The following is a 17024-nucleotide window of genomic DNA, read 5'->3' as shown; positions in this document are numbered from 1 at the left end:
ATCAGGATTCCGGGTTCGCGGCTTTCTCCATCAACTCGAACTTGGTCCGGGCGTGGGGCGGCAGGTCGTCCGCTGTGCGGAAGGTTTTGATCGTGTAGCCGTCCTGCTCGGCCCGCATTCGGCGACCGACGATGCCCTTGCCCGTCTCCATGTCGGCACGGATGTAGCGGACGCGCTCGTGGGTGTCGTCGAAGGTGAACGTCTTCGACTGAGCCACATCACCCTGGCCTGTGTTGCGGATGGTCGGGTCGTCGCCGTCGTCGATCACGGTCAGCGTCGCGCCAGCCTTCTGCGCTGCCTCTTTCGCCGCTGCGTACTTGCGCGGGTCGCGTGCGTCCTCGCGGGTCAGGCTGTGGGCGGGACGGACTCCCTTGGGATACCAGTTGCCGTCGTCGCCCTTTTCGAGATTGGCCGCGCGCATCTTCCGCTCGCGGGTTTCTTCGTTCACCACGTCGATCAGGGTCTTCTTCGGCGGCTCACTCTTGGCCGCTTCGAGCTGGCGTTGCATATCCTTCTTCTCGTCCAGCACGCGGCCGTTGAAGTCTTTCAGGTCGTCGAGGCGTGTGGTGAGGGTCTGAACCTGCTGCATGAGGGCTTGCAGGGCGGCGGTCGTGTCGTCAGGCATCTGATGCTCCTATGTCCATCCGAAATTGAGCGCGGCATCGGGACGCCGCGCTCAATCCGGTTTGGACAGAATGAGCGACGCACCGCTGCGCTCGTGAGATCAATTTATTGGTGCTGACGTGGCTTGTAGATATCCAGAACAAGGTTCTGGTCGTGTATTTCAGGTCTCGCTAGGCGGCGCGGTTGTGTCGGGGGTTCTTGAGGGTGTGCCAGCGTTCCCGCAGGCGTTCGACAGCGGCGGCGTGACGTTCGACCGTGGCAGGGGTCGCGTCGGGCGTAGGAGGCGCGAAGTTGTCGCCGTCCATCATCGCACGGATGCGAGCGGCCAGCACATCGCCGTCCCAGCCGATCAGGGCACAGAGGGCGTTCCGGTGCTGCGCATATGCGCCCGCTCGGTCGGTTAGGAAGGTGATGGCCTGATCTTGATCCGACTGCGTCGTGAAGGACGCGTTGCTCTCCGTGCGGACCGTCACGAACAGGTCGCGATAGGCCTGCATTAGGATTGCCGTGACCAAGGCCGCTTCGGGCGTGCGGGGGAGGTCGGGCAGCATCGCGGGGCGTCAGGCGCGCAGGCCGTTCACCGCCGTCATGATGTGCCGCCACGGCAGCATGAAGCGGCCTTTGTCGGTCTGGACGCTCACGCCGAAGTCGCGCGGCACGACGCGATAGTGACGGTCGATGGCGTCGGCATCGGGGTCGGTCAGGAACTGTTCGAGGTCGTCGGCCAAGTGGCCGGCATCGTTGACCTGCAACAGCGAACTGTTGGAAACGGTCGTGACGGTCAACGTGGCTATGCCTTCGTCGATGGCTGCGGTGATCTGCATTGGCGGTGTCCTTCTGCGATGATGCGCGCCCGAGGGGAGCAGGAAACGTCGGACCACCCTCGGGCGCGCGGTTTCATCACAGGGTCCGACAGACGATGCGTATCACCTTGGAAATCGGCGGATTGGGGTAGTTTCAGGTGGAATTGCCAGAACTTTAGGTGTTCTGTTTAGCTAGCCATCGCATGTAAGCGGCGGCGTCGGCTAATTCTCATACTTGGAAGAGGGACACTCAGGAATTGAAGGTTTATAAGTATTTCTCCGCAGGCGTGATGGATTTAGTGTTTAACAGGGATGGTTATTGCGGCGTGAAGTGTTCACTTCCAAAGGACTACAATGATCCCTACGAACTATTTCTTGGTGTTGATTTGAACGTGTCCACGGAAAGCCTCGCTACCTACCGAGACATCATACAGGAGCTTCCGCACTTTCCGACAACCTGCTTCTCAAAGTCCCCAATCGTTGCGCCGATGTGGGCACACTACGCACAGAACCATTCGGGGTTTGTCTTGGAATTTGATGTGGAGTCTTTGAAGGATAATTTCGAAGAAATCGAAATCCGAGACGTTGACTACAAAGCAGAGCCCAACCCGGCGCTTGCTGATTCTTTGGAGCGAGCAGCAGTCACAAAGAAACCCCGACACGCAGTTTGGTTGCGTCAGGCCGTGCTGACCGAAGCTTACTTTTCGAAGTATCAAGAATGGAGCTACGAGCAAGAGTGTCGCTTGGTCGATAGAAACCAATATGTGGAGGACGTTGGAGGCAACAAGATTCTCTTCGTACCTTCCGATTGCGTCGCGGCAATGATCGTTGGCAGCAAATTCCCTGAGGATAAAAAGGCCCAAAGCAAAGATGTGGCAGTCGCACAAGGCATTGATTGGTATCAACTTGGGATCGGGAAAAGTCTGCCTCTGCCATACATGACGTCGAGTGACGATGGTGCTTATGTTTTTGAGGCAGGCGAGATAACGGAGGCGCTCGGAGTTTGCGAAAGCTGTTCAGAACCACTGCCCCTTGGCGGCGAGCTATGTGTCTGGTGCTCCATCACCGACGACCATGCTGAAGAGGCTGCGCGAGGCAATCCATTCAGAATTTTGGATCACTACGGGCGTTTGGAGGAATACTTCGAAGGCGTTCGAAATATTGAAAGCCGAAGGAAAAAGTAACATGCTGATGCTTCTCCGATCATATGGCAGAAGAGTCGAAATCTAGGCGCAGTCGTGAGTCAACCCTAGCAGCGCCTCAGAGACGCCCGGTATCGGTCGTCGGGCATACTGTGTCGGATTTGACCAAGACGACCGCGTGCGCCTCAGCAGATCGCGGCTTTGACGCGGTGTCGGGCAACGCGGTCGGCTGCATGTGCATTGGCGCGGTCGATCTGCGGATATTCCAATGACCTTTTCGGTCGGATATTCGCGTATGTTGCAATGCGCGTTGCAAAAGGTGCGGCGCAGCGGATTATCCGCTTAGTATTCCAGTGATAATCGCGCGCTGTCGCTTGATTAAGGATCAATCGGTCTGTTTCGCGAGGTTCAGTTGCGACTGGCTCGCAACAAGCAGTCGGAGATTTCGAGGGGAGATAGGCAGGCCCAAGGAAATGCAGGCGACCCAAGAAATACCGTCCTCGACCGGTTGATATTTGCCACGGCTATACGCACGCGTGCGCGCGCGAACCAAGATCATCAAATTGGAGTGATCACTCCCGAAGCAACGCGTTCCCTGCATCAGCCCTGCAAGCCTTCTGCCCCTCAACTCCCTTGCTTACATGACGACCCTGCGCACCCTGCACCCTGCACAAGCCTTCCCTCAATGTCCCTCATGCAAAAACGTCGGTGTAACATCTACACCGCCGTCGTTGTTTCACGCGCGCACGCGCCAGTGCGTGCGATAACCCAAGACGCAGTGCCGTCTCCCAAGCAAGCTATAGGTATTACCTGCAATCGCGGTCGAAGAAGCATCGCTGCGGCGCGTATGATCGTTGCACAGCAACGGCAAGGAGACCCGACCATGCCTTTCGACTTCCCCCCAAGCGCCCATCCGCGCCTGATCAACCGCCTCGCCCGTGCGAACGCACTAAACGACCCCGCAACCTGTGACACTTGGCTGCGGGATCGCGTGAACGACGCGACGCGTCGCCAACTCGTGGATGAGTTATTCCCTACCTTCGGCGCAGTTGCCGCATGAACGCCATCCGCCGACGAGCGACCTCGCGCTGCTCGTCGGCCGCCGCTTCCTCGTCGATCTTGGCAAAGACCCGCTCGAACGCATCTTCCGCGAACGACCGCGGAATTCCATCTGGGAAACGCTCGCGCAGTGACGGGACAGGCTGGAACTTGTTCGCGAAATCCGGCTTCTCCTTCTCGTCCTGACGGGCTTTCATATCTACCCACGCCTGATCCACCCATTCATCGCGCATGGCATCAAGTTCGCCGCGTGTCAGGTGCTTGCGCTCGACTCCGGTCATGAACAGGTCACGCTCTTGCGCCGTCGTTGCCCGCCATTCGTCGTCTTTGACTTCCGCGAACGGTTCGGTGTCTTCGACGGCGTAGCGATCACCAGCCCAGTAGAACCGCACCTTACTTATTACGGTGAAGGTCTGTTTCATGGTATACGGCTTCTCGTGGGTGATTTCGCCGACTTCGACGCCCTCGAACTCCTGGCCATTCCACGGTTCGATTGGTTCCGAGAAATGCGTGATGGTCGGCACAGCGTTCGGGCGCGTGTAGGTCAGTTTCGCCTCTGGTATGTCGGGCAATGTCAGCACGGCATCCGCGAGCGCCCATGCCATCCCGATCTCCTGATCTGATCGCCCATGCAGGCCAGCATTGCCGACACGGCGGCGCAGCTCCTTTTCGGCGTTCACACGCTCGCCCACTTCGCCCAGCCGCCATTCGCCGCCGACGAGAAACCACGTCTGAAATTCTGGGTTCTCGTCAGCTTCCAAGGCGCGGACAAGAGCGCGGTCGTTCTGGAATTGATCGCACGCCCCCTTGAGCCGATCTGACCATTCGTCGAGTCGCTCCTGCACCCACGAGCGATCCTCGTCCGTCAGCGGCTTCGACGGCATCCGCTCGAAGCGCGTCCATGACAGACCATCCTTGAGCCGCAGTGTCTTGAACCACCAGTTCAGCGGCGCATAGCGCGGCATGTCTTCGATCTGAGTCGGCGGCTGACACCATGCCCACGGATCGTCGCGCAATTCGCTGAACAGCACGTCCAGCGCGTCAGCGACCGGCTTGACCACAGGCATCGACGACAACGCCTTAGACACGGTGCTCTTGTTGATAGGGCCTGTCAGCCCAACACGCTCCCAGTTATCGGCCAGCCACGCCTCCACGCGCTTATTCTGGCCAAGGGTGAATTGCCGTATTGCTTGCGCCTGAGCGAAGACGACGGTATCTGCTTTCGTCGCCATCACCCATGCCCCACTTCTTTTTGCTTCGCCCACGCCATGACCTCGTGCAGGTCGTAGCGCACTGTCCGCTGGCTGAAGTAGATGGCAGGCGGCGCGTCGCCGCGCTCCTTCATGTCATAGAGCGCCCGTTCCGAGATTTGCAGGAAGTCGCAAACTTGGAGCGGGGTCATCATGCGGGGATGGGTTAGTCGGGTTTCGAGTTCTTCAAGGCGCGACTCGATTGCGCACAGTTGGTCCTGAGACATATCAACGGTTCTTTCTGTCCGGTCTTGAACAGGTGGGCCATGTTGCGCTCTTCGCGCCCGTTGATATTTCGGCTTAGCCCTCATGCTCAGGCGCCGATCCCCTGAGCAATATGCTGGCACCCGCCACTATGGCGCGCGGCGTCTCACGACGTTGCATTGGTGCATTTTCAACTTAGTGCAGGAGCGGTTAACAAACAATATCGAAAGAAGGTTCTACCTTAATTCGTTCGAAGTAGACCTTTTCAATGTCTTCGACGGCACGGCGATTGCCCATGCGCTTGAGGTATTTCATCAGCATGTCGCTGCCCTCTCCCGCCTTCTTGTCGCCGCGCAGGAAGTGGGCGACGTAGTCGGGCAAGAACGCCTCGGCTGACGCCTGCATGAAGTGCCGTCGCCCGTCATGGGGCAGGAACACGCGGACGCGCTCGTCGCCTACAGTCGCAAACGTTCCCTTGGGGTCCGTGATGTAGCCCGTGGCCGACGACGCCGGGAATACCCACTCGCTGCCTGACTGCCGGATGGCCTTGAGCAGGTCGATCACCGTGTCCATCACAGGCAGCGTGCGCGCCAGCTTGTTTTTCATCTTGGTCAGGTGGATCGTCTTGTTCTGTAGATCGACCTGATCCCACGACAGCGAGCAAACGTTCTCGGACCTGATGCCCGTCAGAAACATGACGGCGACCGCCGTGCCGACAATGACGTTCTGCTCCCGCCGCGCCATAATCGCCTCCCAGATCACCGACCAGTCATCGGCATCGAGATCATGGGCGCGCGCAGCAGCCGTCCACTGCGCCTCAGTTTCGTCGCTCTTGGCAACCCGCGTCTTCTTTTGGCCGACCGGGTTCACGACGGGCGCGAAGTTGAAGGCATTGCCGATGCCGATGCGCACGGCCCGCGCTGTCGCCTTCTTGCCGTCAGCCATGAGACGGTTGAGGACAGCCTGAACGTTTGCCGAGGTCACGTCCGCGACGTTGCTGTCCATGATCTCGCGCGCGTGCATCTCAAGCTGGCGGGTCATGCGCTCACGGTGGGCGTCGGACATCCCGCCCTGCGCCTGCGACGTATCACACCAGAACCGCCAGCCATCGCGCACCGTCTGTATGTCGCTCTTAGCGACTCCGGTCTTGGTGTCGCCCTGCTTGAACGCCGTGAGGGCGTCCATCGCCGGAAACGCGCCGATCTTGATCGACTTCGTTTTCCCATCGACCTTGCGCTTGATGTACCAAGTGCTCTTGGTCTTGCCGACGTTCAGGTAGAGGCCCGGAAAGCGGTCGCCGTCGTGTCGATACATGCCCGGTGAGGTTTTCAGCAGGCGTGCGGGCTTGGTGAAGTCGATTGCGGTGGTCATCTGTCGTGCTCCGATTTTTGCAACGTTTTGCAACGCACCACGTCACTAAGGCGCATTCTGGCGCACTGTCAACCGATTGATTATCGTTGCAAAGTGGGTGCAAACCACTGTTTTTACTGATTAACCGCATCAACCTGCGCCAAGTGAATAAATATCGTCGCTTGACTGTTAATCAATTGGTCGTAGGTTCGATCCCTACCGCCGGAGCCAAAGATTTCAGAGGCTTAGCGAGATTCCGCTAAGCCTCTTTTCTTTTTCAGTCTCTTTTTAGTCACATAAATCACGTTTCTTTGACCGCGTTTTCTCGCCGGTGTCTCTCTGTATGAACGGTGAAGGGCGGCGCGGTGCCAAGCCGTACAAGTCCCCTCCCTTGCACCAACTTCTGCACCTCCCTCGCCTCCACCTCCCCCATCACTCTCGCCATCACCTCTGCATCCTTCGGCCCGGTCCGAAAGGCAATGATCGTGCCGGTATTGGCGAGTATGGCATCTGTGATCGCCGTATCTGTCCCCGTGGTGCTCTGCGTTGCCAGCACCAGACCAACCCCATACTTCCTGAGCGACGGCAACATGTCGGCCAGTGACCGGCTGGTGAAGCTCTGGAATTCGTCAATATACAGGGCGAAGGGGCGGCGTTCGGCTGATGATACCATCTGCCTTGAATACGCCGCATTTGCGATGCTGGTGATGATCAGTCCACCAAGGACATTGGCGGTGTCAGCACCCAGCCTGCCCTTGCCGAGATTGATAATGAGTGGCTGGCCTGTATCCATGATCTGACGCAGGGGCAGCGAGTGTTGTGGCTCGGTGACAGCCCTCCGCACCAAGGGATGTGCCAGAAACGCACCGAGCTTGTTGGCGATGGGGGCAAGACCATCTCCAGCCTTCACATAGCCAAGCTTCGGGAACTCATCCTGCCAGAAGGCCAGTTGCTGTGGGTCGGATAGCTGGCTCACGACTTCTTGCCGATATTCCCGATCCAGATAGAGCGGCAGGATGTCCGCGATGGATGTACCGGGGATTTCCAGAAGGGCGAGGATAGCAAAGCGCAGCAGGTGTTCCATCCGCACACCCCACGCATCATGCCATTGCTGCTTGAGGGCTTCGATCAGGTTGGACGCGACCAAGGGGCGGAACTCGGGAACAACGTGGCGCAATGGGTTATATCCGATGGTACAGGCTGGATCAGCGACGTTCCAGTATAGGCAGCGGGTGCCAAGGGTGGTCGTCAATTCCTCGGCTGCATCGCCATGGGGATCAATGAACGCGAATCCGGTGCCATGTTCTGCATCCTGCCTCAGCATATGTAGCATGAGACTGGTCTTGCCGGTGCCGGTCGCGCCGATGATGTACATATGCTCCAAGCGGTCTGTGGCCGGGATGGATATCTCCGTGTCGCGGTATCTGCCTTCTGACGTGCCGAGGTGGATGCGTTGCATCAGGGCAGTATCGGGAACAGTTGCATGATGTTTCTAGGCGGCACCTCAGTGCCGCCTTCTTCTGTCATCCTGCTCTGTCATCATGTCCGCGGAGCATCGCCGCCTGTCCGGTGGCCGGGAATAATCCCTGCCGCCGTCATCAGACGGAGATGCGAGAATGAACAACACAGAGAAGATACGTTTGCAAAATGACGCGCTGCGCCTTGGTATGGTGCGGAATGGCCTGTTCCACGTCACGAGCGGGATTGCGGATCAGGGGGCCGGGTTTGTCATGAGGGCGCGGCAACAGGTCGCCGCCTATAACAACTTCACCCTCGACAACGATCCCTATGGTGAACATGATTTCGGGGCGTTTGAACTCGATGGGCAGAAGCTGTTTTTCAAGATCGACTACTATGATCTGGAAACCCGCGCGGGCTCACCTGATCCTGCCGATCCCGATGTGACCTGCCGGGTCCTGACGGTGATGCTCGCCAGTGAGTATTAGCCCGCACGTCTAAACCTGTCCGCTTTGGCGGGCGGGTTTTCTTTTGCTGCGTTCCGATCCTGCATCTTTTGGCATAATGCGATGAAGCGCTTCGCTTCATCGCACTGCATCGCCTCCATAACCTGTTCGATGTGGTATGCAGGGTCGTGTGGCCTTCGAGAATTGGGGCGTGCCGGGGTACCATTCAGGAAGGCTGGGTCACTTTTGACCCACCTCAGCCAATTTCGTGGCTCTAACTGGGCGTTTTTGTCTTTGATGATCCGGTTCGAGGTGGCGATTTCAAGGAATTCGCGCTTTTCGTCACAGGTCATGGTTTCGTAAAGCCCTGCAACGGTTTTTGCCAGTTCGAGGAATATCTGTACGGTCTTGGCCGATTGGTCATTTTCTGACCCCTTTGCGATACAATCCTCGAACCGGCGTCGTTCCAGCGCTATTCGCTCCTTTTGCTGTTTATACGTCTCGGCATCGACCACCTTGGATAGCAGGGCCTCGTTTAGCGTCTGTTCATTCTCTTTCAGCTGATGTAGTTGCCGAGAGGCAGACAGAGTGATCGCGCCATCTTGTAGATCGGGCTCCTGCCACTTGCGGGCTTCTTGCATTAGTCGCGATTGGGCTTCTTCGGTCAGTCGCAGCTGGCGAATGTGATCGAACACGAAACGATCAATGGCATCCTCCCTTATTGAATTCCGAGGGCATGTCGACGTGTGGCAGCGGTAATAAACATGTTTCCCCTGCCGTTCTGCAATCATGGCGTATGAACAATGCGCACAGACGAACAGCCCCCGGTAGCGGTGCCGATGGCGCGTAACGCGCTTGACGTGCTTGCCCAACTTCACCGCCTGCACGCGTTTGAAGGTGGCAACCGTCACCAGTGCGTCATGTTGACCGGGATAGGTGTCGCCGGTTTTCTTGATCTTGATGATCCCGCAATAGAACGGGTTTGAAAGCAGTCCGCCCAGAAAGCCAACACTGAGAGGGCTGCCATACTGGGTCGCCAGCCCGAGTTCTGTTGCATATGCCTGCAAACTTGGAAGACTGTGTTCGCCAGACGCGTAGGCAATAAACAGCTCCCGCACCAACGGCCCTTTCCTCGGACAGATCGTCTTCACCTTGCCACCACCATTGTCGCGATAGCCAAGCGGGGCTTTGAACGGATAGAGGCCCTGCTTCAGCCGCCCCTTCATGCCTTTCTTTGTCTCTTCACGCAGATTGCGGATATAGTCGGCGGCGATCACCGCTTGGATATCGGCGGCCAACCGGCCACCCCGGCTGCGGAAATCCAGCGTTTCGGTGGCGAAGTGGATATCAAAGCCCGCGTCGGACAGATCGCCGATCATGGCCCAATCCTTGAAGTTGCGGGCGCTGCGGTCGATCTTGTGGACGATGAAGCCAGCGGCGCGGCGTTTCTTGAGGTCGCGCACCATGGCGGCAAAGACTGGCCTACCTGCTTTGGCAGCGGTTTCCTTTTCGCAGAACCACTCGGTGATGATCAGGCCATTCTGGGCTCCGTAGCGGGTAATGGCATCCCGTTGGGCTTCCAGTGACGCACCCTCGCCCTGCTTCTGGGTCGAGACGCGCACATAGCCAAAATAGTCATTGTTCATGATGTTGGGGGTTATCCCCGGACTCTAGCACAGATTCCGTATCTGGCGAGTCAGCGGGCCATGGAGCGGTGCCATCGCGCAGCATCCGTTCATAGACGCGATGGCAAAGGTCAAGGAATTGGTCGAGATGCGGGTCGTTCATGGATGTATCGTCGGCGATCAGGGCCAAACCGGACAAGGCGCCACAGTTATGCACATGGGCCACGCCGTGCCGTCTGGCGCCATGAGGTGAAAGCGCTAGGATGAAGAGGTCTTTGGTTGGATCGTGGGTATGGCTCTGGACAGATGCGGGGTGTTAGCCCCTGCGTCTGGTCGATGTCCGTCCATCCACGTTCCAACCAAAGACCACATTAGCCATCTAAGACCATGAGCTATGAAAGAAATGGCAGCCCTCGATTTGCGCACCGCTCGGCGCAATTTGGGTCTGACCCAGGACGATCTTGCACATTTGCTCCAATGCTCGGAAGCCACCATCGCCAAATTGGAATCGGGACGGCGGCTTCCCAACATAGGAGAGCTTTCTGCGCTGGCGTTGATCTATGGGCGAAGCTTTGAGGGGCTCTTCGCCGATGTCTTCGTGGAGGTACAGGAGGATCTGAAATCTAGACTGGGAACTATACCACAGGGCGGCACAATTGCACGCCTGCGAGCCAACAGGGCGCATACGCTGGAACGGTTGGAGAGACGATTGGAAGGGCTGTCACCTCGCCTGTGAAGGTCACCAAGAACCGCGTTCTGATCGTCGCGGTACGCCACGGACGGGTGGCGGTGATCTTTCTGCATGAGGGACAGCCGACGCATTGGGCGCTGTCGGTGAAAGCCGCCCGATCAGCCAAAGAGGCGCGCGGCTTTCTTGGTGCATGGATGGGGCGGCATGAGCCATCCGTGGTGGTGCTGGAAAACCCACGCAGCACCAAACGAAAGGGCAAACGCGCGACAACCATTCTGACCGCCCTGCAACAGTTCGCCGATACATCCCCCGCCATGTTGGCGTTGGCGTGCCGGATGCAGCACCATCCCAATGTCTATGCCGAGGCGGCGGCGTTTGCGGCAGCCTATCCGCAGATGGCCGAAAAGCTGCCGACAGAGCGAAAGCCGTGGGAAAGCGAGCCGCGCAACATCATCTTTGTCGAGGCGCTGGCCTTGGCCCAGAACGTAGGCTTCCTGCCGCTGGATTTGCCCGATCCAAGGGATGGAATCTAGACGCCCGGCGTGAAGAAAACCCCGATCAGTGATCGGGGTTTTGTGTAACCCAAAGGTTCAATCGCCAATGGACACAGTATCCGAACCCGCATCAGCGGCCCCACCACAAGAGATCGCATCACCAACGCGACCGGCAGGCTTGCCGTTGATGAAGACGGTGCCGGAACCGCCCGACAGACTTCGCGGATGCACTGGCGCAGGGCAGCTTGGGCAGGCGTGGGGCGCATAGGCATCCCCCCGCCGCACCGCCGGAATGCCGTCAATGTTCACATCGGGCGATGCCTCGATGCTGGGCGTAGGCGGAAAATGGCAATCATGGCCAGAACCGATGTCCCCGAGGCGGGTGGAGGGCTTAGTCATCGGCAATCCAAGATGGATGATTTGCTCGCAATACGTCCCTCAATTCTCTTTCATCTGGCGCTGACAAAGAGTGATGATCTATTGCACTATAGAAAAACCTCCGCAGGATACATCCCGCGGTGAAGAATAAAATTGAAATAAAAAATGCATTCTGGTGAGAAATATGCGAAAACAAAATAATAGAAACAATCAGTATGGGCAGGAATATCATATCCATGACAATACTAACCACTTCAGTGCGATAGAGAAGCCAAGATACTGCTTCTGATGACACCCCTACTAAATGTGCGGACGTAGCTGTGTGAAGCTGCCCACCAAGACTTGTCGCTTTACCGGGCAGCTCTCTCCTTTTCAAAGCGTAAAATATAGAGTAGGTCAACGCAAACACAAGCAATCCCATTAGGATCGAAGCCCATGTGGGATCAATGAAAACACCTAAAAAAGCTGCGAAAAATACAGACACCCTTCGAATTCCGCGAGGAAGTGATCGCTGTATTACTTGCACGACCTATTCCCAATACCTAGGTGGAACACCCTCGTTAGGTTTGAGTTCAAGCATGTACCTATATTCAACCTCTGTCATCTCCCCATTTTGCAGCTTTATCTCTGCAACGATTCGTAAATCCGTTAGCCTTTCTTCGCCTTCGGCTATCGCCAACAATAGCGCTCCCGTTAACAGACCAGTATAAACATTTACCGGAATTTTACCTCCTATCCTTCCGCGAACAGCCTCCGTCAAAGCATCTGGCTTCCGAGAAGTGGAAACCGCTTCCGCTATGCTCTTTCTTACACTGCCGGAGCGGATCATTTCAGCTGCACCCGCGCGTGCAGTCTTCTTCAAACCTCCTTGAACATCCAGCACGCCAGCAGCCGCAGCGCCGCCGGTAATACCTGCGGCATATTTTAATCTCGTAATTCCTTTTTGTACGCCTTCATACAGATCTATTAATTCACTCGGCGACATACCCTTGGCATTAGCAATAAAATGAAAGAGATTTGGATTCTCTTGAAGATTTCCGAACTTAAATCCAATAGCGAAGTGAAAGGGGTGGTTTTCCTCGGGAAATGCTGCCTTAGCGGCTTCGCCGATTTTAAGCAACGCTTGCCGTCTCTCAGCTTGCCTTTCTATAAGCGGAACGCCGTACATCGCTTGTAAAATGCGTAGCGCCGCTGCGGGATTGTCGGCAGTAGTATCTATATTAATACCCCACAATCTACAGTAATCTTCTAATTCTTCTTGAATAGCTTCTTCGTTCATGCCGCCAAGTCCTAATTCAGATCGATACGACCGCCATTCACCCGAACAGAACTTTCACCATTTATTTCGATATCTATACCGTTCAGCGTGATTTTTCCATTTGGCTCGAGAGTGATGGAGGACGCCCCGCATGTTAACGTATACTTTTTGTCCACAACAACGTTTTTCCGCCCGCGTATAAGGCTATGCATTGAGCTCCCAACTGTAAGGTCTAAGTTTCCGGTTATTTCTTGTCGCTGCATGCCGTCTATCGTGGATATTTTCTGACGACCCACAATCTCAATGCTATTCCCCTGAACAGTTTCTGATTTATCTCCATCACAACTAAGCACAAAGCTACCATCTCGCTGTCCCAGCTTATCGAGCTTTTGCAAGCTTTCTCCGGCAGCAGACACTTTGTTTTGCTGCATACCCAAACCCATAGCGCTGGTTGCAAAAAAACCGCTGTTTCCAACAGCGAAAGTTAAAGTTCCGGCGACGGAATGATATGAATCACCAACAGTTTCCTCCAGTCTATTATCTCTGACCAGTTCACTGTAGTTCCTCATAACAATTTTTGCTTCGTCGTTTCCAACAATGGTGTTGAAATCTTTCTCGGCATAAACCCTAATTTCCTCTTCGCCCTCCTGATCCTCGAACCGCAGCTCGTTGAACCCGCGCGCCGTGCGTTTCCCGTTGTGGCTGTTTGTTCTGAACGTACTCCGCGTCTTATGCTTGGGCAGTTCATACGGCGCATCATTCTTGCCATTGAACACATTCCCGGTGACCAGCGGCTTATCGGGATCACCCTCAAGAAATTCGACCACGACCTCCATGCCAATGCGGGGGATGACCATGCCCCCCCAGCCTTGCCCCGCCCAGTTCTGCGATACCCGGCAGCGCATCGAGAACGCGCCCGCCAAATCCCAATGGAACCGCACCAGAATGCGCCCATATTCGTCGCAGTCGATCTCGCCCTCGCCGACGACCATCGCGGTCTGCGGGCCTTGGACCACAGCCACGGGCGTTCTGCGTGGCGGCACCATTGGCGCGGTGTCGGGCATCAGGGTGTAGCTGCCGGTGAAGGCATAACCGTCGCTGCCCGTGCTGCCTGAACCATAGGCCTCGCTAACGAAGTGATGCGAGGCGCTGAGGCACAGATAGGTCTCGCCCAGCCCCGGCACCTGATCGCCCGCCAGCGTCAGCCGCTTGCCCGCCGACAGCGACACGCAATCGCCCACCGCCCGATTGCGGCGATCCGCGCCGCGTTCCTGTTCGGCCCGCAGGCCTGCCACCAGCTTGCCCACGCCCTGCGCCGGATAGTCGCCCGGATAGTCATAGCTTTCGATCTGGCCCTGTTCATGGGCAGCATCGCCGGTGCGGTCAGCCTCCATCGACGCCGTGGGCGTCTTGAAGTTGTAATCCGTCAGCCGGATGGCACCGGTGGTCAGGTTGCGTTCCGGCGCCCAGTCCCAGAAATGTTCCTGCTCATAGTGGTGATGCCCGTCATAGCGCTTGAACGGCCGGTCGCCGACGCTGTCATGGCTTAGCGCATCATCGGTCAGAACAAGGGTATGGCTGCCCAATTCATGGGTAAAATGAAAACTTATGCCATGGCGCTCCATTTGCCTGCGGGCGAAATCCAGATCGGATTCGCGATATTGAACAGTATATTCCAGCAAAGGATAATCGCGGGTTAATTTGACCCGCAAAGCCGGATCACCAAGGCCTGCATATTCGCCCAGCAATTCATTCAAAATTTGCACAACGGTTTTACTGTGGAATATCCGCTGATTCCTGCGCCGCCCGGCCAGCCAGAACCACGGGCGCAGGGTCAGATCATAGCGATGCCCGTTCTCGCCCACACCGGCCCAACGCGCGCTGGTGACGATGCCATCAAAGGGCCGCATCTGGTCATGCGCCTCGATCTCAACGGTGGCATGGGTGCCGATTAACGCATCAAAATCAAGATCATCGCGGATGGCCAACGCCTCAACGCGATATTCGAAAAGGTCATTCAGATGATCCGCGCCATCGAAACGCAAGAGCGACAGAACGTCGGCACCAAGGCTGGTGGTCAAACGGCCAAGGCGCTCGGTTTGGCTAAAGGGGGCGTTCATTGGTCAATTTCCACAATCACTACGCGAATCGCTATAACCTATCTGATCGCGCGAAGACAGCCTGACGTGACAGCATCATATCTCCGGTCCGATCTCATGATAAATATCTGAAACCAAATGAAATATCATTTCTCTCCCGAAGAAGAACACCGGTCAGTCTAGATTTTTATTGACTCATTGATAACCGCCAATAACCATACGATCAGGTTAACCAACTGGATTTAGTCATGCAATCATACGCCGCCGCCCGTTCTCTTTTTTCCTTCCTTACCTTTATTGCATGGTGCACCATTATCGGCGGCGCGCTGATCTTTATCATGGCAATTGCGTTTCTGAGCCAGTTCAATAGCTCCTTTCCTGCAATGATCTCTGCTGCGATCCCCGGCATTGGCATCTGTCTGTTTGGCTTTCTGGCGCTGGTCATGGTGCAAATCGGTCGGGCGTCGGTCGATAGCGCCGAGTTTGGCCAACAGTCGCTGCAGGTCGCCCGCGATCAGTTGGCGTTTGCCAAGCAGGTGCATCATGGCGCCGTGTCCGAGCCCACCACAACACAAGCGGCCTCCCCTTCGTCGTCGGCACCATCCCAACACCAAAACGGTTCTGTCACTTATTACAGCACCGTAATCGCTGCCAATACTGATGGCACTTATCTGGCCAAAGATAAGACATTCCCCACCCTTGAAGCGGCCAAGAAACACGTCGATGAGCAACCCGTTTGGTCGCGCTGATGATACACCACCCGACAGTGTATCCGGCTGGTGTCTGCAACAGCCTCCATAGCGGTTCAGGGCGGAACAATTCTGCCCCTCCACCTGCCGTGACTTCACCCGTCTTTCGACGGATGAACCCTCCCGCACCACCCTCATAGCAGATGCGTATTGTCGTTGAGCATGAGACGATACGCCGGGGGCTTATTCTCAAGACCACTTATCACGCCGTTTGCTGCACCATTCATCTGAGCCATGAAGAACAGCATGTCATCCGGGAACGGAATTTGCAGAAGACCAAGCTTTTGGATCGTCGTCCCGCCACGGCCAGGGTCGATGACCGGGATGAGAAGTTTGTGCTTTTGGTTCGCGATATCATGGATGGTCAGACCGACCGCTTCCTGCTTTCGAACCCGGCCAGCGCCAAGCTCTATGAGCTGGAACTGCTGGCCGCGCTTTCCGACCTCAAGGGTTGGATCGGCCTCAATACCGACACGGGCAGTCGCAGCGTGACGGAACTCTGATGGCCAAGGGGTTTGTTGAAGAGCTGATAGATACCAGTGCCGGGCTGATCTTTCTGGCCGTCTGTCTGGCGCTGTCCTTCCTTGCCCTGCCGTTTCTGTTTGTGGGGGTGGTCGGTTATGTCTCGTTCCGTTTGTATCGGGATAGCCCGGCGCGGCGGGAACGCTTGGCGCGACAAGAAACCAAAGCGCTCTATCAACATGCACTGTCAGGTCCGGTGGTGCTGTCACCAGAGGATATCGACGCAGCGCTATCTTCTCACTGGCCCAAGAGAACGCCCGAACCATTGCGCAGCGATCTCTTGGCCATCGGGCGCGAACTCTTCGCTGCCGAAGGCCTCGCCCCGGACATTCCCTCACCCCCGGCCAGCCTCAACAGCGTTGAAGGTGCGCGCTATCGAGACCGGCTGTCACGGCTTGGGCGAGCGCGCCATGATCGTGAACTGTCGCAATCTGTACTGGATACGATCTCGGAAAGTCTCGCCGTGATCGCGAAGGCGGTGCCGCAGATCGAAAGAGATACGCTGATCGACATATCGCAGTTTCTGTTGCCAGCGGGTGCGGCGGTGCAGGCGATCATCGCGCCGTTCTTCCGGGAACGGGATGATCCGCAGTTCCGCGCCTTGCGGGTGCGACTGGAAGCGAACCTCGCGGCCACGAACCGCAGCAACCCGGTCCTGCCGCAGCAATATAAAGGTGATGATGCACCCGCTGTCTATTTGACCGGGACGCCGCTCTTGCCGCTCTTTCAGCTCAAGGCGCCCTTTGCCATCCCGGAGGCGCGCCGCTTTGAACATACCCACATTGTCGCAGGCAGCGGCCATGGCTAAACCCAGACCCTGCAATACTTCATCGCACATGATCTGCCGGATATCGCAGCGGGTGAGAAATCCG

Annotated in this window: 19 protein-coding genes; 7 read left to right on the top strand and 12 right to left on the bottom strand. The window is 56.8% G+C overall.

Features of this window, described 5'->3' with window-relative positions:
- Window position 1 precedes the first annotated feature (1 nt).
- From CUV01_RS15920 to CUV01_RS15910, 3 genes are all read right to left on the bottom strand, one after another.
- Window positions 2–625: a hypothetical protein gene (locus CUV01_RS15920; RefSeq protein WP_101461331.1), complete on the bottom strand. Its 624-nt coding sequence runs from the start codon at window positions 623–625 to the stop codon at window positions 2–4.
- Window positions 626–794: 169 nt separating this feature from the next.
- On the bottom strand, window positions 795–1175 hold the full coding sequence (locus CUV01_RS15915) for a hypothetical protein (protein WP_157994886.1): 381 nt from the start codon (window positions 1173–1175) through the stop codon (window positions 795–797).
- 9 nt (window positions 1176–1184) lie between these two features.
- A complete protein-coding gene (locus tag CUV01_RS15910; RefSeq protein ID WP_101461329.1) occupies window positions 1185–1448 on the bottom strand; it encodes a hypothetical protein in 264 nt (87 codons plus the stop codon).
- Between the two features lie 236 nt (window positions 1449–1684).
- Here CUV01_RS15910 and CUV01_RS15905 point away from each other — a divergent pair, with 236 nt between their 5' ends.
- Window positions 1685–2611, top strand: coding sequence for a DUF2971 domain-containing protein (locus CUV01_RS15905; RefSeq protein WP_198731834.1), 927 nt, complete (start codon window positions 1685–1687; stop codon window positions 2609–2611).
- 992 nt (window positions 2612–3603) lie between these two features.
- Here CUV01_RS15905 and CUV01_RS15900 read toward each other — a convergent pair.
- From CUV01_RS15900 to CUV01_RS15885, 4 genes are all read right to left on the bottom strand, one after another.
- Window positions 3604–4860, bottom strand: coding sequence for a hypothetical protein (locus CUV01_RS15900; protein ID WP_101461327.1), 1257 nt, complete (start codon window positions 4858–4860; stop codon window positions 3604–3606).
- Entirely contained in the window at window positions 4860–5105 is a 246-nt protein-coding gene (locus CUV01_RS15895; protein ID WP_101461326.1) for a helix-turn-helix transcriptional regulator, read from the bottom strand. Before CUV01_RS15895 ends, CUV01_RS15900 begins: the two co-directional genes overlap by 1 nt.
- 187 nt (window positions 5106–5292) lie before the next feature.
- Window positions 5293–6453 (bottom strand): tyrosine-type recombinase/integrase, encoded by a 1161-nt coding sequence (locus CUV01_RS15890; protein WP_101461325.1) that lies wholly within the window; start codon window positions 6451–6453, stop codon window positions 5293–5295.
- A gap of 280 nt (window positions 6454–6733) precedes the next feature.
- Window positions 6734–7891, bottom strand: a complete 1158-nt coding sequence (locus CUV01_RS15885; RefSeq protein ID WP_101461324.1) for a type IV secretory system conjugative DNA transfer family protein — start codon at window positions 7889–7891, stop codon at window positions 6734–6736.
- Between the two features lie 157 nt (window positions 7892–8048).
- Between CUV01_RS15885 and CUV01_RS15880 the strand changes: the two genes are divergently transcribed.
- On the top strand, window positions 8049–8378 hold the full coding sequence (locus CUV01_RS15880) for a DUF3768 domain-containing protein (protein ID WP_101461323.1): 330 nt from the start codon (window positions 8049–8051) through the stop codon (window positions 8376–8378).
- On the opposite strand, the gene CUV01_RS15875 is transcribed toward CUV01_RS15880, so the two are convergent.
- Window positions 8375–9982 carry a recombinase family protein gene (locus CUV01_RS15875; protein ID WP_101461322.1) on the bottom strand — a complete coding sequence of 536 codons (1608 nt, stop codon included), beginning with the start codon at window positions 9980–9982 and terminating at the stop codon, window positions 8375–8377. The two genes, CUV01_RS15880 and CUV01_RS15875, sit on opposite strands and share 4 nt — an antisense overlap.
- Window positions 9983–10355: 373 nt before the next feature.
- On the opposite strand from CUV01_RS15875, the gene CUV01_RS15870 reads away from it, so the two are divergent.
- On the top strand, window positions 10356–10697 hold the full coding sequence (locus CUV01_RS15870; protein ID WP_101461321.1) for a helix-turn-helix transcriptional regulator: 342 nt from the start codon (window positions 10356–10358) through the stop codon (window positions 10695–10697).
- Window positions 10694–11185: a hypothetical protein gene (locus tag CUV01_RS15865; protein WP_101461320.1), complete on the top strand. Its 492-nt coding sequence runs from the start codon at window positions 10694–10696 to the stop codon at window positions 11183–11185. Before CUV01_RS15870 ends, CUV01_RS15865 begins: the two co-directional genes overlap by 4 nt.
- A gap of 57 nt (window positions 11186–11242) precedes the next feature.
- Here the strand turns inward: CUV01_RS15865 and CUV01_RS15860 are convergent, their stop codons facing one another.
- From CUV01_RS15860 to CUV01_RS15850, 4 genes are read right to left on the bottom strand one after another with little or no spacing between them, the layout of a single operon-like run.
- Window positions 11243–11545, bottom strand: coding sequence for a PAAR domain-containing protein (locus CUV01_RS15860; RefSeq protein WP_101461319.1), 303 nt, complete (start codon window positions 11543–11545; stop codon window positions 11243–11245).
- Window positions 11538–12008 carry a hypothetical protein gene (locus CUV01_RS19730; RefSeq protein ID WP_157994885.1) on the bottom strand — a complete coding sequence of 157 codons (471 nt, stop codon included), beginning with the start codon at window positions 12006–12008 and terminating at the stop codon, window positions 11538–11540. Before CUV01_RS19730 ends, CUV01_RS15860 begins: the two co-directional genes overlap by 8 nt.
- 45 nt (window positions 12009–12053) lie before the next feature.
- Complete coding sequence (locus tag CUV01_RS15855) at window positions 12054–12803, bottom strand: hypothetical protein (RefSeq protein ID WP_101461318.1); 750 nt, start codon at window positions 12801–12803, stop codon at window positions 12054–12056.
- An 11-nt stretch (window positions 12804–12814) separates the two neighbouring features.
- Window positions 12815–14902, bottom strand: a complete 2088-nt coding sequence (locus CUV01_RS15850; RefSeq protein WP_101461317.1) for a type VI secretion system Vgr family protein — start codon at window positions 14900–14902, stop codon at window positions 12815–12817.
- A 227-nt stretch (window positions 14903–15129) separates the two neighbouring features.
- On the opposite strand from CUV01_RS15850, the gene CUV01_RS15845 reads away from it, so the two are divergent.
- The 3 genes from CUV01_RS15845 (at window position 15130) to CUV01_RS15835 (ending at window position 16960) form a co-directional block, all read left to right on the top strand.
- Entirely contained in the window at window positions 15130–15630 is a 501-nt protein-coding gene (locus CUV01_RS15845; RefSeq protein WP_101461316.1) for a hypothetical protein, read from the top strand.
- Window positions 15631–15773: 143 nt separating this feature from the next.
- Window positions 15774–16133, top strand: coding sequence for a hypothetical protein (locus tag CUV01_RS15840; RefSeq protein WP_101461315.1), 360 nt, complete (start codon window positions 15774–15776; stop codon window positions 16131–16133).
- A complete protein-coding gene (locus CUV01_RS15835; RefSeq protein WP_101461314.1) occupies window positions 16133–16960 on the top strand; it encodes a hypothetical protein in 828 nt (275 codons plus the stop codon). Before CUV01_RS15840 ends, CUV01_RS15835 begins: the two co-directional genes overlap by 1 nt.
- Window positions 16961–17024: the final 64 nt, after the last annotated feature.

It is taken from the genome of Paracoccus tegillarcae (genome assembly GCF_002847305.1).
Taxonomy (GTDB): Bacteria; Pseudomonadota; Alphaproteobacteria; order Rhodobacterales; family Rhodobacteraceae; genus Paracoccus; species Paracoccus tegillarcae.
Note: the sequence above shows the minus strand (reverse complement) of the source record. Positions and strands in the feature narration are given on the sequence as shown.